This window comes from Thiomicrorhabdus sp. 6S3-12, assembly GCF_017571475.1.
In the GTDB taxonomy this organism is placed as follows: Bacteria; Pseudomonadota; Gammaproteobacteria; order Thiomicrospirales; family Thiomicrospiraceae; genus Thiomicrorhabdus.
On the sequence record NZ_JAGETW010000006.1, the window covers coordinates 120,632 to 137,438 of the forward strand.

The 16,807-nt window shown below is 50.7% G+C and carries 17 protein-coding genes; all 17 read left to right on the plus strand.

Annotation, left to right across the window (positions count from 1 at the left end; translation table 11 throughout):
• Positions 1–46 precede the first annotated feature (46 nt).
• The 17 genes from fliI (at position 47) to J3999_RS08490 (ending at position 16,806) form a co-directional block, all read left to right on the plus strand.
• Positions 47–1,330 (plus strand): flagellar protein export ATPase FliI, encoded by a 1,284-nt coding sequence (gene fliI / locus J3999_RS08410; protein ID WP_243755407.1) that lies wholly within the window; start codon positions 47–49, stop codon positions 1,328–1,330.
• A gap of 16 nt (positions 1,331–1,346) precedes the next feature.
• The gene (gene fliJ, locus J3999_RS08415) at positions 1,347–1,796 is read left to right on the plus strand and encodes a flagellar export protein FliJ (protein ID WP_208127462.1); all 450 of its coding nucleotides are present in this window, start codon (positions 1,347–1,349) and stop codon (positions 1,794–1,796) included.
• A gap of 79 nt (positions 1,797–1,875) precedes the next feature.
• Positions 1,876–3,987 (plus strand): flagellar hook-length control protein FliK, encoded by a 2,112-nt coding sequence (locus J3999_RS08420; RefSeq protein ID WP_208127463.1) that lies wholly within the window; start codon positions 1,876–1,878, stop codon positions 3,985–3,987.
• A gap of 9 nt (positions 3,988–3,996) precedes the next feature.
• The gene (locus J3999_RS08425; RefSeq protein WP_371811874.1) at positions 3,997–5,004 is read left to right on the plus strand and encodes a methyl-accepting chemotaxis protein; all 1,008 of its coding nucleotides are present in this window, start codon (positions 3,997–3,999) and stop codon (positions 5,002–5,004) included.
• An 82-nt stretch (positions 5,005–5,086) separates the two neighbouring features.
• Positions 5,087–5,938: a flagellar motor stator protein MotA gene (motA, locus tag J3999_RS08430; protein WP_208127464.1), complete on the plus strand. Its 852-nt coding sequence runs from the start codon at positions 5,087–5,089 to the stop codon at positions 5,936–5,938.
• Between the two features lie 30 nt (positions 5,939–5,968).
• Positions 5,969–6,850: a flagellar motor protein MotB gene (gene motB, locus J3999_RS08435; RefSeq protein ID WP_208127465.1), complete on the plus strand. Its 882-nt coding sequence runs from the start codon at positions 5,969–5,971 to the stop codon at positions 6,848–6,850.
• Positions 6,851–6,895: 45 nt separating this feature from the next.
• A complete protein-coding gene (fliL, locus tag J3999_RS08440) occupies positions 6,896–7,471 on the plus strand; it encodes a flagellar basal body-associated protein FliL (RefSeq protein WP_208127466.1) in 576 nt (191 codons plus the stop codon).
• A gap of 40 nt (positions 7,472–7,511) precedes the next feature.
• A complete protein-coding gene (fliM, locus tag J3999_RS08445; RefSeq protein WP_208127467.1) occupies positions 7,512–8,531 on the plus strand; it encodes a flagellar motor switch protein FliM in 1,020 nt (339 codons plus the stop codon).
• Entirely contained in the window at positions 8,524–8,973 is a 450-nt protein-coding gene (gene fliN / locus J3999_RS08450; protein WP_208127468.1) for a flagellar motor switch protein FliN, read from the plus strand. Before fliM ends, fliN begins: the two co-directional genes overlap by 8 nt.
• A 67-nt stretch (positions 8,974–9,040) precedes the next feature.
• The gene (gene fliO / locus J3999_RS08455) at positions 9,041–9,583 is read left to right on the plus strand and encodes a flagellar biosynthetic protein FliO (protein WP_208127469.1); all 543 of its coding nucleotides are present in this window, start codon (positions 9,041–9,043) and stop codon (positions 9,581–9,583) included.
• A complete protein-coding gene (fliP, locus tag J3999_RS08460) occupies positions 9,580–10,323 on the plus strand; it encodes a flagellar type III secretion system pore protein FliP (protein WP_371811875.1) in 744 nt (247 codons plus the stop codon). Before fliO ends, fliP begins: the two co-directional genes overlap by 4 nt.
• On the plus strand, positions 10,323–10,592 hold the full coding sequence (gene fliQ / locus J3999_RS08465; RefSeq protein ID WP_173285451.1) for a flagellar biosynthesis protein FliQ: 270 nt from the start codon (positions 10,323–10,325) through the stop codon (positions 10,590–10,592). Before fliP ends, fliQ begins: the two co-directional genes overlap by 1 nt.
• A 28-nt stretch (positions 10,593–10,620) precedes the next feature.
• Positions 10,621–11,400 carry a flagellar biosynthetic protein FliR gene (gene fliR, locus J3999_RS08470; protein WP_208127470.1) on the plus strand — a complete coding sequence of 260 codons (780 nt, stop codon included), beginning with the start codon at positions 10,621–10,623 and terminating at the stop codon, positions 11,398–11,400.
• A gap of 14 nt (positions 11,401–11,414) precedes the next feature.
• Entirely contained in the window at positions 11,415–12,539 is a 1,125-nt protein-coding gene (gene flhB, locus J3999_RS08475) for a flagellar biosynthesis protein FlhB (protein ID WP_208127471.1), read from the plus strand.
• A 54-nt stretch (positions 12,540–12,593) separates the two neighbouring features.
• A complete protein-coding gene (flhA, locus tag J3999_RS08480; protein WP_208127472.1) occupies positions 12,594–14,690 on the plus strand; it encodes a flagellar biosynthesis protein FlhA in 2,097 nt (698 codons plus the stop codon).
• Positions 14,691–15,890, plus strand: a complete 1,200-nt coding sequence (flhF, locus tag J3999_RS08485) for a flagellar biosynthesis protein FlhF (protein WP_208127473.1) — start codon at positions 14,691–14,693, stop codon at positions 15,888–15,890.
• Positions 15,880–16,806: a MinD/ParA family protein gene (locus J3999_RS08490; protein ID WP_208127474.1), complete on the plus strand. Its 927-nt coding sequence runs from the start codon at positions 15,880–15,882 to the stop codon at positions 16,804–16,806. Before flhF ends, J3999_RS08490 begins: the two co-directional genes overlap by 11 nt.
• The last annotated feature ends 1 nt before the right edge of the window (position 16,807 follow it).

Below are 16,807 nucleotides of genomic sequence, written 5' to 3' on the forward strand. Positions count from 1 at the left end.
AACTCTGAATTCAGGGCTGGAAGATAAGCTGCAAACACTCCGCCAGATGCACTGGCAAAAACCTTCCTTGCAGGTCGCAGGACGCCTGGTCCGTATGGTCGGAATGACGCTGGAAGTCATTGGCACCTATGCGGCTATCGGATCCCGCTGTCAGATTTTTAACGGTAACGAACCTCCGGTCGAGGCCGAAGTCGTCGGCTTTCATAACGACCGTCTGTATTTAATGGCGATCGGCAGTATTCACGGCCTCGCGCCGAATGCCAAGGTTGTGCCGGTCGAGGGCGGTATTAAAGTCGGAGTCGGGCCGGCGCTTCTCGGTCGGGTTGTGGACGGTTCTGCCAAGCCTTTGGACGGTAAAGGCCCTATCGAAGTCGAGCGTTACGTCTCGTTGAGCGGTAAGAAGATCAATCCTTTGAGCCGGCGTCCTATCTCCGAACCGCTGGATGTCGGTATTAAAGCGATTAACGCGCTTTTAACTCTTGGGCAGGGGCAAAGGGTCGGTCTGATGGCTGGTACCGGTGTCGGTAAAAGTGTTCTGCTCGGTATGATGACGCGTTTTACCAATGCGGATGTGGTCGTAGTCGGTCTGGTCGGCGAAAGGGGGCGAGAAGTTAACGATTTCGTCCGTAACAACCTGGGTGAAGAAGGTCTTAAACGATCTGTCGTAGTCGCCACTCCGGCCGATGATCCGCCGTTGATGCGTCTGCATGGCGCCATGCTGGCGACTTCGATTGCCGAGTATTTCCGGGATCAGGGAAAAAACGTCTTGTTGCTGATGGATTCGCTTACCCGATTTGCCCAGGCTCAGAGGGAAATTGCGTTGGCAGTAGGGGAACCGCCTGCTAGCAAGGGGTATCCGCCATCGGTATTTGCCAAGCTGCCGCAACTGGTCGAAAGAGCCGGTAATGGCAGTGATGGCGGAGGGTCTATTACCGCAATCTATACGGTATTGGCGGAAGGGGATGATCAATCCGATCCGGTTGTCGATTCGGCTCGAGGCGTGCTTGACGGACATATCGTTCTATCGCGGGAGGTTGCCGATAGCGGCCGTTATCCGGCCATTGATATCGAATCTTCCGTCAGTCGTGTTATGGTTGAAATTGTTTCGGATGAACAGATCGCCTTGGCAAGAAGATTCAAACAGCTGTATTCCGCTTACCAGCAGAATCAGGATCTGATTCATGTCGGGGCCTATAGACGGGGATCCGATACGCTGATTGACGAGTCGATCGATAAGCAGGAGGCTTTGAACGGATTCCTGGCGCAGGCGATTAAAGAGCAGTTTCCGTTTGAGCACTCATTGAATGCGCTTAAGCGCGCTTTGGGTTGACGGGTTTGGAGGCTGAATGGTGAGTAACTTGCAGAGATGGCATAAACTGGTTGAGTTGGCGGAAATCGAGATGGACAACGCCGGTAAAACCGTTGCGTATATGCAGGAACAGTTCCAGAATGCCCAGCAGCAGCTTGAGTCGCTAAAAGCGTACACCGATGAGTATGCTCAGGCACCGACGGCTAGAGCGGCGATGGGGGTGATCGAGTTACGCACGCATCAGGCTTTCGGTGAAAAGTTGCATCAGGCCATTGCTGTACAGACTCAGCAGGTAACTGAAAAACAGGAAATGGTTGAAAAAGCGCTGGATGCCTGGCGCGAAAAAAGAGCTCGAATGAAGGCTCTGCAATCATTGTATGACAAAAAACTTAAACAGATGGATTCCCGTCTTAGTCGTCAAGAACAGAAAATGCTTGATGAACTTGCTTCCCAGCAAGCCTTTCAAAACGCGCACTCTCATCACTGAAGTAATTTCAAAGTAATCTAAAAATAGGCATGGTAGTTGCTGAGCACTTGGTAAAACTGACAAGCAGAGAGATATAACAATGTTAGTGCTTGAACACACGCAAGAGAGAAGTGCCGCTATCAGTGCGGTTGCCGCTTTGAAAGGGTCTGCCGCCGAAGGGCAAGAATTGCCACATTCGCAGGATAAAACCGCCTTTCCCGAACTTTTCGAAAGCTTGAAAGAGCAGATCGGATCAATTTCCGGATGGACGGAAAAACAGTCCGAAAAGTCATTGAATGCTGAAAGTCCAGAAGCATTTCAGGGGGTTGCTAACGCTTTGTCGGCTACTGAAGAGGGGGACCCGGTTGATTCGGTTTCCATGGCAATTCGTCGCTTGTTGGATAAAGGCGATGAGGTAGCTGAGAGTTTTGAGCGTGGAATGCAAGATGCAGTTTCTCCTGTCTCTACTGCGAGCCTGACCGTGGACTCCCTGACAGGTGAAGCAGAATCTTCTGCTGAACGAACACCTGAGCTTATGAGTGCTGAAGCTGACGCTCCTTCGGATGCAGAATCATTCGGACAATTGCCTCAAGGGTGGTTGCGAAGTCTGCAGCAGTCAGGAAACCAACCGAGCCAGGTAGTGCATGCGTTGTCGAACCGCCTGCAGAAGGCTTACCCTGCGTTGGCGGACTTGCCGAAAGAGCGGATTAATGCCGATTTGGGAACGGATATTTTTTCGAATATGAGCGAGGAAGAGATTGTTGCTCAGCTACAGAAGAATATCGATTCTCTGACTGTGGAAGCCGGTATTGAAACCGAGATTGTTATAGGATTTAAAGCTTCTGCTGACACTTTGAAAACGGATTCTGATGTTTCGCTTGGAACATCGTTAAATGAACAAAATGCCGAGACGAACAAGCCTCTGATTGACGTTTCGTCGAATATCCAGCAGAAAAATCGTTTAAGTGACGAAAAAGTTGACTCAAATACTGTACGCCCGACGGCAAACAAGGATAATGGGCGAGCCGAGCCGCAGCAAGACCTTGCCGAGTTGAATCTCGGGCCAATTGACGAACAAGCGGATGAGACTTCGGACGCCGTTCTCAACGGCGATGCGCCAGTGAATTTGGCATCCTTAGACTCTAGTGACTCTAATGAACAGAGTGAAGCGGACTTGAGCGAGCAGTTGCACCCAGAAGCGGTAATTACGGGGATGGATGAAAATTCGTCGTCAGCCGTTAAAACGGGCGTTCAGGCTTCTGTTGACGCTGCGACGGATTCTGCGGACGGATTAACCTCAGAACACAAGCGTGCCGATGATATTGACGATGTCGTTGTGCAGTCAATGCAAAGCGCTCAGAATGCGGTTGAAACCAGCCATAGTGCGCAGTCAACTATGTCGGCTTCCGCGGCTGGCGTGACGCAAACAGCGGCGGCGTCTTCGGCTGCCGGTGGTTCAACCTCGGCCAGTGCGCAAACCGCGAACTGGTCGACTCAGGTTTCTGCAGGTGGTGAACAGGGCGCGTCCGGAAGTCAGGGTGGAGCGGCAGGCGGTCAGACGTCTCAACAACAGGGGCAGCAGTCCAGTCAATTCGGACAAAATCTGTCTGCACAGATGAGCCAGCAACGAATGGATCAGGATGTCGGTGCACGTCAGCAGGCGCAGACCCGGGCGGCGGATGAAGCCTTGCAAAGAGCCTCCGTTCTTATGGATGGCGGTAATAGCGCCGAAGGATTGAGTGGGGAGCGACGTGCCACTTTGCCGCCTTCTATGCAGACAATTCCGCTGCCTGTGAAGCACCCTCAATGGGGACAGGCTTTCGGTCAGAGAGTGAGTTATATGCTTAATGCTCAGGTTCAGCAGGCGCAGATTACGCTGAACCCGGAAAAACTCGGACCGATTCAGATTAAATTGCATTTTGATCGTGATCAGCAGGTTCAGCTGAGTGTTGTCGCGCAAAACGGAGCAACTCGCGAAGCGATCGATGCATCCATCCCGCGTTTACGCGAAATGATGGAGCAAGCCGGAGTGAACCTGGCTTCGGTGGATGTGAACAGCGGCGACTCTTTTGCCGACCAACAGGCCGATCAAGAAGAGCTGACGCAATCGTCAGGAAATTTTAAACAGTCTGCAGGCGGCGTTGTATCGGAGAATGATGAGCCGCTCGCAGAGGTACTGTCTTCCGACAGTCTTGTCGACTTTTATGCCTAGGAGCAGAATATGAAAATGCGCTTTGTGACTTTTAGTGGTTTGTTGATGCTCGCCGGTTCCGCTCAGGCTGGGTCAGAGATTGCCGGTATACCGACGATCGGTTTTGTCGCTCTGGTAGCTCTGGTCAGCGCCGTGATTGTCGGCGCTTTGGTTTACCTCTTCTGGTGTAATAAGCCCGGAAGCTGTGACCAGGAAGAACTGGTCGAGCAGGTTCGTAAAATCAGTCGTGGAGAAGATTTTACGGTGGAAATCAAATCCGAAAGCAGTGATCCTCGATTGGTCACTGCGTTGAATAATTTGCTGCAGTCTGCTTCGGATGCGGTTACCAAACAGATGATTGAGGCTTCGAGTGCGCAGTCCAGAGCGCAGGAGCTCGAACAGCAGATGGAAGAGTTAAATGAAACGCTCGCGGCCTGTTATGCTCAGCAACAGGAGATGAGTTCCGTTCCTGCCGTTCAGCAGCCGGAACCGTATGACCGTGCCGAACTGGCTGGATTGTCGCAGAGACTTTCCGCGCTGGTCGCTGAATTGTCCGAGGGCTCTCAGCAGGGAATGGGTTCGGCGCAGCAGGTTATTTCCGAAGTTTCCGGTTTGACGGACGAAGTCGAGCATGCTTCAACGGTAATTAAGCAGCTGGAAGAGGATTCCAGTAATATCGGTACGGTGTTGGTTCTGATCCGTGATATCGCGGAACAGACCAATCTTCTGGCATTGAATGCGGCAATTGAAGCGGCGCGTGCCGGTGAACATGGACGCGGTTTCGCCGTGGTAGCCGATGAAGTACGCATATTGGCCGGGAAAACGCAGCAGGCGACGACCGAAATTCAAAGTATTATCGAAGAGCTGCAACAGCGGGCCCGTAATGCGGTTCAGGTTATGGAAAGTGGCCAGGGACGCGTGGGAGCAACTCAGAACGAGGCCAGTCAGGTCAGTCGAATTCTGTCGGAAATCGACCAGAATCTTGAGCAGCTGAAAGGCGCACAGAGTGAGTTGGCCCGAGTCTTGCAGAGTGATTGAAACGAGAGAAAATAGCCGTTCAAGGTGTCAAATTCTGGACAGCGGTTTGCTGTAAAGAGTTAAGAGACAGGAAGAATTAATAATGAAAGCAATTGCTGGTACTTTAGTGGTCGTAGGGACGCTGTTGGGGGGATATCTCCCGCACGGCAGTTTCGGCATCCTGGTACAACCGCTGGAAGTCTTGATTATTTGTGGTGGTGCACTGGGTGCCTATATCATCGCCAACCCCGGATGGGTAATCAAAGCAGGTTTTTCCGGTGCTTTGGGGTTGGCAAAACCGTCTCCTTACAATAAGGAGCTGTTTCTTGAACTGCTTGGACTGATGTTTAAAATTTTCAATAAAGCGCGCCGCGAAGGGTTAATGGCGATTGAGGCGGATATTGAAGAGCCTCATTCCAGCGAGCTGTTCAACAGTGCGCCGAATGTGGTTAAAAATCACCATGCGGTTGATTTTATCTGTGATTATTTACGATTGATGGTCAGTGGCGCCAGTAATCCATATCAGCTTGAAGACCTGATGATATTGGAACTGGATGCGCATCATCATGAAGCGATGATGCCCAGTGGTGCTATCGGCAAAGTCGCCGAGGCTTTGCCGGCATTCGGTATCGTTGCTGCGGTTTTGGGGATTGTGGTGACCATGACCTATCTTGATGCCGGTCCGATGGAAATTGCCCATCATATGTCGGTTGCTCTGGTCGGGACCTTTCTGGGGATTCTGGTTGCTTACGGCTTTGTTGCTCCGATTTCTTCTGAGCTGGCAAACCGTGCCGATGCCGAGGGGGCTTTCTTTCACGTGATCAAAACCTGTCTTATGGCGAATTTGAACGGCTATGCACCACAGGTTGCTGTCGAATTCGGGCGTAAGGCAGCACCGGGACATGATCGTCCAAGTTTCCAGGAACTGGATGAATATCTGCAGAGTCAGAAATAAACTCGATCGGCAGATTGTTAGGAACAGAGCATGAGTGACGAACAATCCATTATTATCAAACGCTTAAACAAATGTCCGCATGTGGCTCATGGCGGGGCATGGAAAATTGCGTTTGCCGATTTTATGACTGCCGCTATGGCATTCTTTCTGATGCTGTGGGTGCTTGGCGGAACCAATGACGAAGAGATGAAAGCGATGGCGGAATTTTTCCGTGATCCGACCGTGATCGAAGCTTCGCCTTCTACGCTGGTTGAATCCAAAGAAGCAGGACAGACGTCCGACGCCATGATCGATATGGGTGGCTTCAAGGATGCGCCTAAGGGGAAAGAGGGTGAGGAAGACGGTTCGGGTAAAGCGGAAGAGTTGGCTCAGATGGAAGCGATGAAGCTGGAACTTGAAAATAAAATCACTGAAAACGATGTGCTCAATCAGCTTAAAGAACAGCTTAAGATCGAGATCACGCCGAACGGTTTGCAAGTACAGATTCTCGATGATCGCAAACGTCCGATGTTCGGAACCGGGGTCGATCTGCCGAAAGATTATGCCGCTAAATTATTGAAAGAGGTCGGATCGGTTCTGTCGAATACCGATAAGAAAATCAGTATTGCCGGACATACCGATTCATCGGGCTATCATTCGAGTTCGGAATATACCAACTGGGAACTTTCCGCCGACCGGGCCAATGCCGCTCGCAGATTACTGATCGAGGGTGGGGTCGACGCCGCACATATTGCTCAGGTTGTCGGTATGTCGGATACGGTGCCTTTTGATAAGGAGAATCCGTATAATCCGCGTAATCGCCGGATCAGTATTATAGTTCTCAATAAAGAGGCGGAAGAGAAGTTGCGTAGCCTGAGTGAGGCACCGCAGGTCGAAGATCTTCAGGATCAGATGATATTTCAACAGCCTTGATTGACCGAATTGATTGACAAAAGTTTGACTTAAAGGGGATAGAGCATGGCCGAAGAGGAAGTAAAAGAAGAGAAAAAAGGCGGTGGCAAAGGATTGATTATTATCCTGCTGGTTATCGTTATCCTGTTGCTGGTCGGAATTGGCGTCATGGCTTATTTATTGCTGAATTCTCAGGGGAATACCGGTGCGAATGGTGCAACCGAAGAGATGCACGCTTCGGCGGAGCACGGGGAAGAGCCGAAAGGGCACGCAAAGACCTATTCGCCAAAGTACAAGCAGTATGATCCACCGGCTCCTGAAGCGCCGCCGGTCTATTTTGTGATGGATAAGTTCGTCGTTAATTTCAACGGTGACGGCAAGGCCAAATATCTGGCGGTCGATTTACAGTTTATGACCTATTACCCTCAGGTGGTTGAGGATATGGAGCATCTGCGACCAATTCTGAAGAACGATATTCAACGCCTGTTGCGTAATCAGCATTATAACGATCTGATTCAAGCGGAAGGCCCGGATAAGTTACGTGCGGAACTTCTGGACGTGGCGCGTCAGGTTCTGGAAAAGAGTAATATCTATCCGGATCTGGTTGAAGATGTCTATATGACACGTTTTGTTATGCAGTAACTGAATGTGTTGATGACGGCAAACACTATGGAACAGTCTCATGGATGATATTTTAAGCCAAGATGAAGTCGATGCCCTGTTAAAAGGGATGGGCGGCGGCGATATCGAAACCGAAAGCGACGATGGCTCGGAAGCGGTTGGTGCCAAAGTTTACGACTTTACCAACCAGGAGCGCATTGTGCGCGGCCGTCTGCCGGCATTGGATATTATCAATGAGCGTTTTGCGCGCGGTTTTCAGCGCCACTTCAATGAAATGATTATGGCCAGTGTCGAGGTGACGGCGTCGGAAGTGAAGATCATTAAAATGATCGATTATCTGCGCAATCTGTTTGTCCCGACCAGCCTCAATATTTATCGCGTCAATCCTTTGAATGGCGTCTCCCTGTTTACACTCGATTCGAAACTGGTATTCACTGCTGTGGATATCTATTTCGGCGGAACCGGTCTGTTGCCTTTCAAAATCGAGGGGCGCGAATATACTCCGGTTGAGATGAGTATGGTGCGCAGTATTCTGGATATTATCTCGGACAATCTGCGCAAGGCCTGGGGGCCGGTAATGGATATCGAAATCGAGTATATGCACTCGGAGATGAATCCGAAATTTGCCGGTATTGTCGATCCGACCGATATGATTGTCGTCAGTCCGATCAATATCCGTTTTGAAGGTGTTGAGGGACGGGTTGATATCGTGATGCCTTATGCCATGCTGGAACCGGTTCGCGATAAACTTGAAGAAGGGATGCAGAACCTGCAGGGTGAAAGCGATAATCGCTGGTCGCGTACGCTCAAGGAAGAGGCGAAAAATATCGAAGTCGATTTGAGTGTCAACCTGTTGGATGTGGTCATGAGTTTTGACGACCTGATGAAGATGAAGACTGGCGATATTATTCCGATCGAGATGCCGGAACAGGTTTCCATTAAAGCCGAGGATATCGCGATCATGCGTGGAAAACTTGGGCGTAGTAAAGATAAAAAAGCGGTCAAGGTGGAACAGATATTGCATCATCCAGCTTATCAGGATCGAACTATTGAGAATGTGAAGGAGTGGTACGGTGAGTGAACAAGATGATCTAAGCGCATGGGATGAAGCTTTATCGGAACAGGCCGAAGCGGAAGGTAGTGCCGATGGGGATTCCGCTGCCGACGATATGAGCGCTTGGGGAGATGCTCTCAACGAGCAGGCGAATGCCAGCAAAGCCGATTTTGAGGATATTGCCGATAGTTCCGCTTCAGGGAAAAATAAAGTTGATCTGGATGTTCTTCTGGATGTCCCGGTTACTTTGCAGCTGGAAATCGGTCGTGCCAAAGTGTCGATCCGCAACCTGTTGTCTTATACTCAGGGATCGGTGATCGAAATGGATCGTCTTGCCGGTGAACCGCTTGATCTGCTGGTGAACGGCACTTTGATCGCGCATGGTGAAGTCGTGGTGATCAACGATAAATTCGGGGTTCGTTTGACCGACGTTGTCAGCCCACAAGAAAGAATTCGCAAGCTCAAGTAGTCCGAAGAACGGTATGATGATATGCTTCGTACCGTAGACTTTGAAAGCTAAATACAAGGGCTTGTTCATGTTTCAGGCAACAACTCATTCTGCTGCTGGGCGTTTTCTTCAGAGAGCGGCCGCTCTCTTAATGCTCTTTTCCTCTTTTGCTTTGGCTGAGAACGCCGATAAAGCATCTGCCCAAGTCACCTTAGGCGAAGCCGTTCCCCAGCCGGGTGATTATTTTTCTCAGATTCTTCTGTCGCTGATTTTTATTCTGTTGATTATTTTTGCTGCCGCCTGGCTTCTACGCCGTTACGGGCGTTTTCCTGGCGTTGCCGAAGGGAATCTACGTGTTCTGGGCGCACTTTCCGTCGGGCCACGCGAGCGCATTCTGTTATTACAAGCCGGAAAAGAGCAGATTGTTGTCGGGGTGACCACCAGTAAAATCAGTAAGTTACATCAGCTTTCTGAGCCGGTTGAAGTCGAGCATAAGCCGTTGTCTAATTTTGCCGGCGGTGCTTTCTCGCAGCGCTTGCAGGAAGCAATGCAGCCAAAGTCGAAAACGCCGAACGCGGATGTAAATACGCCTTCGACGCCGCAGTCGGATAAGCAGGAGGGGCGTTCGTGATTCGATTTTTACCGCTGCTGTTACTTTTTGTTCCGGCTATCAGTTGGGCCGAGCCGGGTATACCTGCATTTACCGTTGAAACCGATGCCGCCGGCAATCAGGACTATACCCTGACGCTGCAGATTCTGTTGTTGATGACCGGTCTGACACTCTTGCCGGCGGCATTGATTGCGACCACTTCGTTTATGCGCATAGTCATTGTTTTGGCGCTTTTGCGTCAGGCGCTTGGCACCATGCAGACGCCTTCCAATCAGGTTCTGATCGGTCTGGCGCTGTTTCTGACCCTGTTTATTATGGCGCCGGTCTTCGATAAAATTTACGACACCGCCGTGTCGCCGTATCTGGATGAGCAGATTCAGTTTAAGGAAGCGGTGGAAATCGGCTCCAAACCGATGCATGAATTTATGCTGCAGCAGACACGTGAAGACGATTTGGGAATGTTTGCCGAGATGGCCGGAGTCACATTGACCGATCCGCAGTCGGTGCCGTTTAAAGTCTTGATTCCAGCGTTTATGACTTCGGAATTGAAAACCGCTTTCCAGATCGGTTTCATGCTGTTTATCCCGTTTCTGATTATTGATCTGGTGGTTTCGAGCTTGCTGATGTCTATGGGGATGATGATGCTGTCGCCGATGATTATTTCTCTTCCCTTTAAATTGATGCTGTTTGTGCTGATTGACGGCTGGGCGCTGGTCGTCGGAACGCTGGCCAATAGCTTTGTCGTGCCGGGAGGTATTTGATGGAACAGGAATTCGTTTTGACTCTGGGCCAGCGGATGCTGGAAGTGACAGCAATGCTGGCTGCTCCGCTTCTGGTTCCGGCATTGATTATCGGTCTTCTGGTGGGGATGTTTCAGGCAGCCACTCAGATCAACGAAATGACCTTGAGTTTCATTCCGAAACTGGCGGTTGTCGCTTTGGCTTTGGTTATTATCGGGCCTTGGATGTTGACAACGATTGTCTCTTTCACCCGCGAATTGATTCTCAATATTCCGGCCTATATCGGTTAGGCCGCTTGCCTATGTCGAGTCACGGCGCATGAGTTTCTCTTATACCGAATTCCTGCAGTGGGTAGGGCTCTATTTCTATCCTTTTGTGCGCATAGGGGCAATGTTGTCGCTTATTCCGCTGTACGGGAATCGTGCCGTTACCACACGCACGAAAGTGATTCTTGCACTGTTTATTACCATTGCCGCGGCACCTTCCATTGCCGTTCCGCCGCCGGTGGATCCATTTACCTGGAAAGGGGTTCTGTTCATCCTGCAACAGGTCCTGATCGGACTGGCGATGGGCGTGATTTTTCTGGTTATTTTTCAGGCGTTTGTTGTCGCCGGTCATTTAATTGCCATGGGGATGGGTTTAGCGTTTGCGCAGATGACGGATCCGACCAGCGGCGTCAGCACGCCGGTGGTCTCGCAGTATTTCGTTATTATCGTCACTTTGCTGTTTCTGGCGTTAAATGGTCATATTCTGGTGTTGCACGTAGTTGTGGACAGTTTTGAATATCTGCCGATAGGTGTGGAGTTTCTCAATCAGGAAAGCCTGCGCTTGATTTTTGAGTTCGGCAGTTATATGTTTTCTGCTGGCGTATTGATTGCTTTACCTGCTATTACGGCGCTGTTGCTGGTGAATGTCGCTTTCGGCGTAGTGACTCGAGCGGCGCCGGCGTTGAATATTTTTGCAGTGGGCTTCCCAGTCACCTTGTTGGCCGGTCTAGTGATGTTGACTTTGACAACTCCGGTCATACTCCCGCACTTGCAGGAGCTGGTACACCGGGCGATCGAGACGCTGACCCATTTGCAATTGACTTCTCCTTAGGGGCGAGCTGAGACATGGCGGAAAACGAAGACGGAACGGAAAAATCTGAAGAACCCTCCGAGAAAAAACTCCGCGAAGCGCGGGAGAAGGGGCAGATTCCGCGTTCTAAAGAGTTAACGACGCTGTTGATGACGTTGAGCGCCGCTGTCTTTCTGTATCTGTATGGCGCTCAGATGATGAACGATTTTGAAACGCTTCTCACGCGAGGTTTGAGTTTTTCGCGTGATGTCGCTTTCGATCAGAAAAAGCTGGCCGATCTGATTATCGCCATTATGATCGAAGGCATTTTGATGATCCTGCCTTTCCTGCTGCTGATGCTGTTCATTGCTATTGTCTCTCCGATGCTGCTCGGCGGTTGGGCGTTCAGTACCAAGGCTATGGCGCCGTCGTTTTCCAAGCTCAATCCGATCAAAGGCATTAAGCGGATATTCTCCGCACAAGCTCTGATGGAGCTTTTCAAGGCTTTGGCTAAGTTTTTGCTCGTGATCAGTATGGCGACGGCTTTTCTGTATATGATTTTTTCGGAAGTGCTGGGGCTGGGCGTCGAGCCGAAAGATTTCGCGCTGGCGCACTCCGGAAAGATCATTGTTGAGGCGTTTATTTTTGTCAGTCTCTCGCTTCTGCTGGTTGCACTGATTGATGTTCCTTTCCAGCTCTGGAATCATAATCGCCAATTGAAAATGACCAAGCAGGAAGTCAAGGAAGAGTTCAAGCAGCAGGAAGGGAATCCGGAAGTCAAAGGGCGGATTCGTCAGGTACAGAGAGAGATGTCTCAACGGCGTATGATGCAGAAGGTGCCGGAAGCGGACGTTGTCATTACCAACCCGACGCACTTTGCCGTTGCATTGAAATATGACCCTGAAAATATGAGTGAACCAGTGGTGGTTGCCATCGGCAGTGACTTTATGGCCGCCCAGATCAGAACGATCGCTCAGGAGCATAATATTATGGTGGTAGAGGCCCAACCACTGGCAAGGGCTTTGTACTATAATGCCGAAGTCGATCAACCGATTCCTTATGATCTCTTTAAGGCGGTTGCGGCGGTGCTGGCGTATGTATTCCAGCTGAAAGAACACGGTAGCGCACAGGATGTTGATTTTCAGAATCTGCCGATTCCGGAAAACGTGCGCACCGAATAAATATTGGCGTAGAGGTTGCTGCGCTCAAGCGACATAGGTGTTTGGATTAAATAAATGGATTTCAGTCAGATATTGAACAGTATCAAGCAGGGGTGGAGCAAAAGCATCGCCGTGCCTTTTGCCGTGCTGGCTTTGCTGGGGATGGTTACGATTCCGTTGCCGCCTTTTATGCTGGATATCTTTTTCACATTCAATATCGCGCTGTCGCTGGTAGTTCTGATCGTAACCCTGTATGCAAAGCGCCCGCTGGATTTTGCCATTTTCCCGACCATCATTTTGGTCGCGACCCTTTTCCGACTTTCGTTGAATATAGCCTCTACCCGCGTCATTCTGCTGGAAGGTCATCAGGGCGGTAACGCAGCCGGTAATGTCATCGAGGCCTTCGGGGAATTCGTTATCGGTGGGAACTATGCGGTAGGTCTGGTCGTTTTTGCCATTCTGGTTGTCATTAACTTTGTGGTTATTACCAAGGGTGCCGGGCGTGTCGCCGAGGTTAGCGCACGTTTTACATTGGATTCCATGCCGGGTAAACAGATGGCGATTGATGCGGATCTGAACGCCGGGTTGATCACTCAGGAAGAAGCGCAACTGCGCCGTGCCGAAATTGCCACCGAAGCGGAATTCTACGGCTCCATGGATGGTGCCAGTAAATTTGTGCGCGGCGACGCGGTTGCCGGTCTGGTTATTCTGTTTATCAACCTGATCGGCGGTTTTGCCATCGGGGTCGGGCAGCATCAGCTGAGCTTCGGTGAAGCGGCCGAAATCTATACTATTCTGACATTGGGTGACGGTCTGGTGGCGCAAATTCCGGCGCTGTTGTTGTCGACGGCGACCGCTATTATCGTTACCCGCGTTACCGGCGGCGATAAAAAAGATATGGGCGAACAGATGCAAATGCAGATGTTTTCCAACCCGAAAGCCTTGGGAACGACTGCCGGTGTAATCGGTTTTATGGGCTTGATTCCGGGAATGCCGAATGCAGCCTTCCTGACCTTTGCCGGTGTTGCCGGTGCCGGAGCCTATCTGATTCATAAGAAACAGGAGGAAGAGGCGGCCAAGCCGGTCGAAGGCGCGGCTCCGCAGAACGAAGAAACGGAAAAACCCAAAGACCTCAGTTGGGATGACGTACAGGCCGTCGATGTGCTCGGGTTGGAAGTCGGTTATCGCTTGATCCCGATGGTCGATCAGAGTCAGAACGGCCAGTTGCTGGACCGTATTAAAGGGGTGCGCCGTAAAGTCTCTCAAGAACTCGGCTTTCTGGTCCCGCCGGTACATATCCGGGATAATCTCGACCTGAAGCCGAATCAGTATCGGATTATGCTGATGGGCGTAGAATCCGGAGAGGGGGAGATTTTTCCGGACAAGGAGCTGGCGATTAATCCGGGTCAGGTTTTTGGCGAGATTGACGGTATCAAGACGAAAGATCCCGCTTTCGGACTGGACGCAGTTTGGGTTGTGCCGGAGAATCAGGATCAGGCTCAGGCATTGGGGTATACTGTCGTGGATGCCAGTACGGTAGTTGCAACCCATGTCAGTCAGTTGATTCAGGACTATTCGTATGAGTTGCTTGGCCATGATGAAGTCCAGCAGCTTTTGGACAAGCTGAAACAGTCATCGCCGAAACTGGTGTCCGAATTGATTCCAGATAAACTTTCTCTGGCGACGCTGGTGAAAGTATTGCAGAACCTTTTGCAGGAGAAGGTTCCTATCCGCGATATGCGTACGATTCTGGAAACTTTGACCAGTAAGTCGGACATCAGTAAAGATGCTGCGGAATTAACCATGGCGGTGCGTACTGCACTCGGCAGATCGATCATTCAGCAGCTGGTGGGGAACGAAGGCGAGCTTAAAGTGATTACATTAGATCCAAGTCTGGAACAGATATTGCTGCAAGCGACTCAAGGTGCTCCTGAGGGGCAGTTAGCGGTTGAGCCGGGTCTTGCGGAACGTCTGCACGGCACCCTCAAAGAGGAATCGCAGAAAATTGAAGTGAAAGGACAGACGCCGGTTCTACTGGTTGCGCCGCAGATTCGCGCCCAGTTGGCGCGCCTTTTCCGTTATAGCTTGCCGAGTCTGGTGATTCTGGCATATTCAGAAGTGCCGGAAAATCGACAGATCAGTGTGGTCGCGAATGTGGGACAGGGAGGATAGATGCATATAAAACGCTATTTTGCGCCTAGCATGCGTCAGGCGATGAATGCAGTCCGTGCCGCACATGGGGACGACGCTGTCATTTTGTCGACAAAAGAGACCGCTGAGGGTGTCGAAATAGTGGCAGCCCTTGATCCGGAAGCGATGGCTTATCAGCAGGCGGAAAAAGAACGCCCTGAATCTTCCGGATACTATACGGAAAGTTCGCGTAATTCTTCGAGTGAGCGATCGCAGGTCGCCTTCGACGGACATAATCCCTCTGCGATGCAAGCGCCTGAGCTGCAGAAGATGGCAGAGGAACTCAAACAAGTTCGCAGTCTTCTGGAAAATCAGGTTTCCAGTCTGGCCTGGGGGCAGGAAGAGCTGGCCAACCCTGAAAAAATCGCCTTATTGAAGCGCCTGATGGAACTCGGCTTCGGTTGGGAGTTGAGCCAGAATCTGATTGCGAAAGCGAGTGAGCAGAATTCTTTGGAATGGTCATCCATTCTGGGTTTACTGGAACAGAAGATCACTTCGGACGAACGGGATCTTCTGGACCGCGGCGGGATTGTCGCGCTGGTCGGACCTACCGGGGTCGGTAAAACGACCACGATTGCCAAGCTGGCGAGCCGATTTGTCATGCGCCACAGTCCGGCCGATATCGCTTTGGTGACAACCGATAGTTATAAGATCGGTGCTCAGGCGCAGTTGAAACTGTTTGCCGACCTGATTCAGGTTCCGGTGCATTTGGCGAATACTCAGGGTGAGTTATACAGCTTGCTGACTTCTCTGGCTAATAAAAAGCTGGTGCTGATCGATACCGCCGGGATGAGTCAGAAAGATCTGCAGCTTTCCCGTCAACTGACGTCCGGACATCACGGCGTCAATATGGTAAGAAATTATTTAGTGATGTCGGCTGCGACACAGCTAAGTGTTATGCGCGACATTGTCCGCTCGTTCGGAGAGGTCGTACTCAAAGGATGTATCCTGACGAAACTCGACGAGGCGACGCAATTGGGGAATGTGTTGACGGTATTATTGGAATCCAATCTGCCGATCGGTTATTTGAGTACCGGGCAGAGAGTCCCGGAAGACTTGGAAATGATCCGTCCGCGGGATTTGATCGATCGTGCGATCGTTCTCGGACAACAGAATAAACAGAATATTGATGAGCAAAGCTTCCGTTTGGGAATGGCTAAGGAGATCTCGAATGCTCAATGATCAGGCGGCAGGTTTAAGAAATCTGCACACACAGCACAAGGCAAATCAAACGCAGGAGAAAGAGGCACAGCAGCCGAATCAATCGACTATGCAGAGAGCAGCAGGCACACAAAAACCGATTCGAGTGATTGCCGTCGCCAGTGGAAAGGGTGGTGTCGGTAAAACGAATGTATCCGTTAATCTGGGAATTTCTCTGAGCAAAATGGGCAACCGGGTGTTGCTGATGGATGCGGATATGGGCTTGGCGAATGTTGATATCATGCTCGGACTGCATACCGAATATAACCTGTCGCATGTGCTTGATGGCCAGAAAACGCTGCGTGAAGTCATTCAGGAAGGTCCTGGCGGCCTTAAAATTATTCCGGCTGCTTCCGGTGTCAAACGGATGGCGCAGTTGAATGCGATGGAAAATGCCGGGATTATCAACGCTTTCAGCGAGTTGGCCGATGATTTGGATATCTTGCTGATCGATACGGCCGCCGGGATTGCCGACAGTGTTGTCAGCTTCTGCCGCGCTGCGCAAGAAGTGATTGTTGTGGTTACCGACGAACCGGCTTCGATTACCGATGCCTATGCTTTAATTAAGGTGCTTAACCGCGATTACAAGGTGTCGCGTTTCCGTCTGTTGGCGAATATGGCTCGAACACCGGAACACGGTAAGCAATTGTTTGATAAATTAACCCGAGTGACGGAACAGTTTTTAGATGTATCGCTGGATTACTTCGGCGCGGTGCCTTTTGATTACTCGTTAAAAGATGCCGTTCAGAAGCAGATTCCGGTGACGTTATACCGTCCGAACAGTCTGGCCGCGAAATCTTTTGAATCTATGGCGCGCAGTGTTGAGCGCTGGCCGATTTCCAAAGATGCCAGCGGTTATTTACAGTTTTTTGTCGAGAACCTATTTCAGGGAAGTTAAC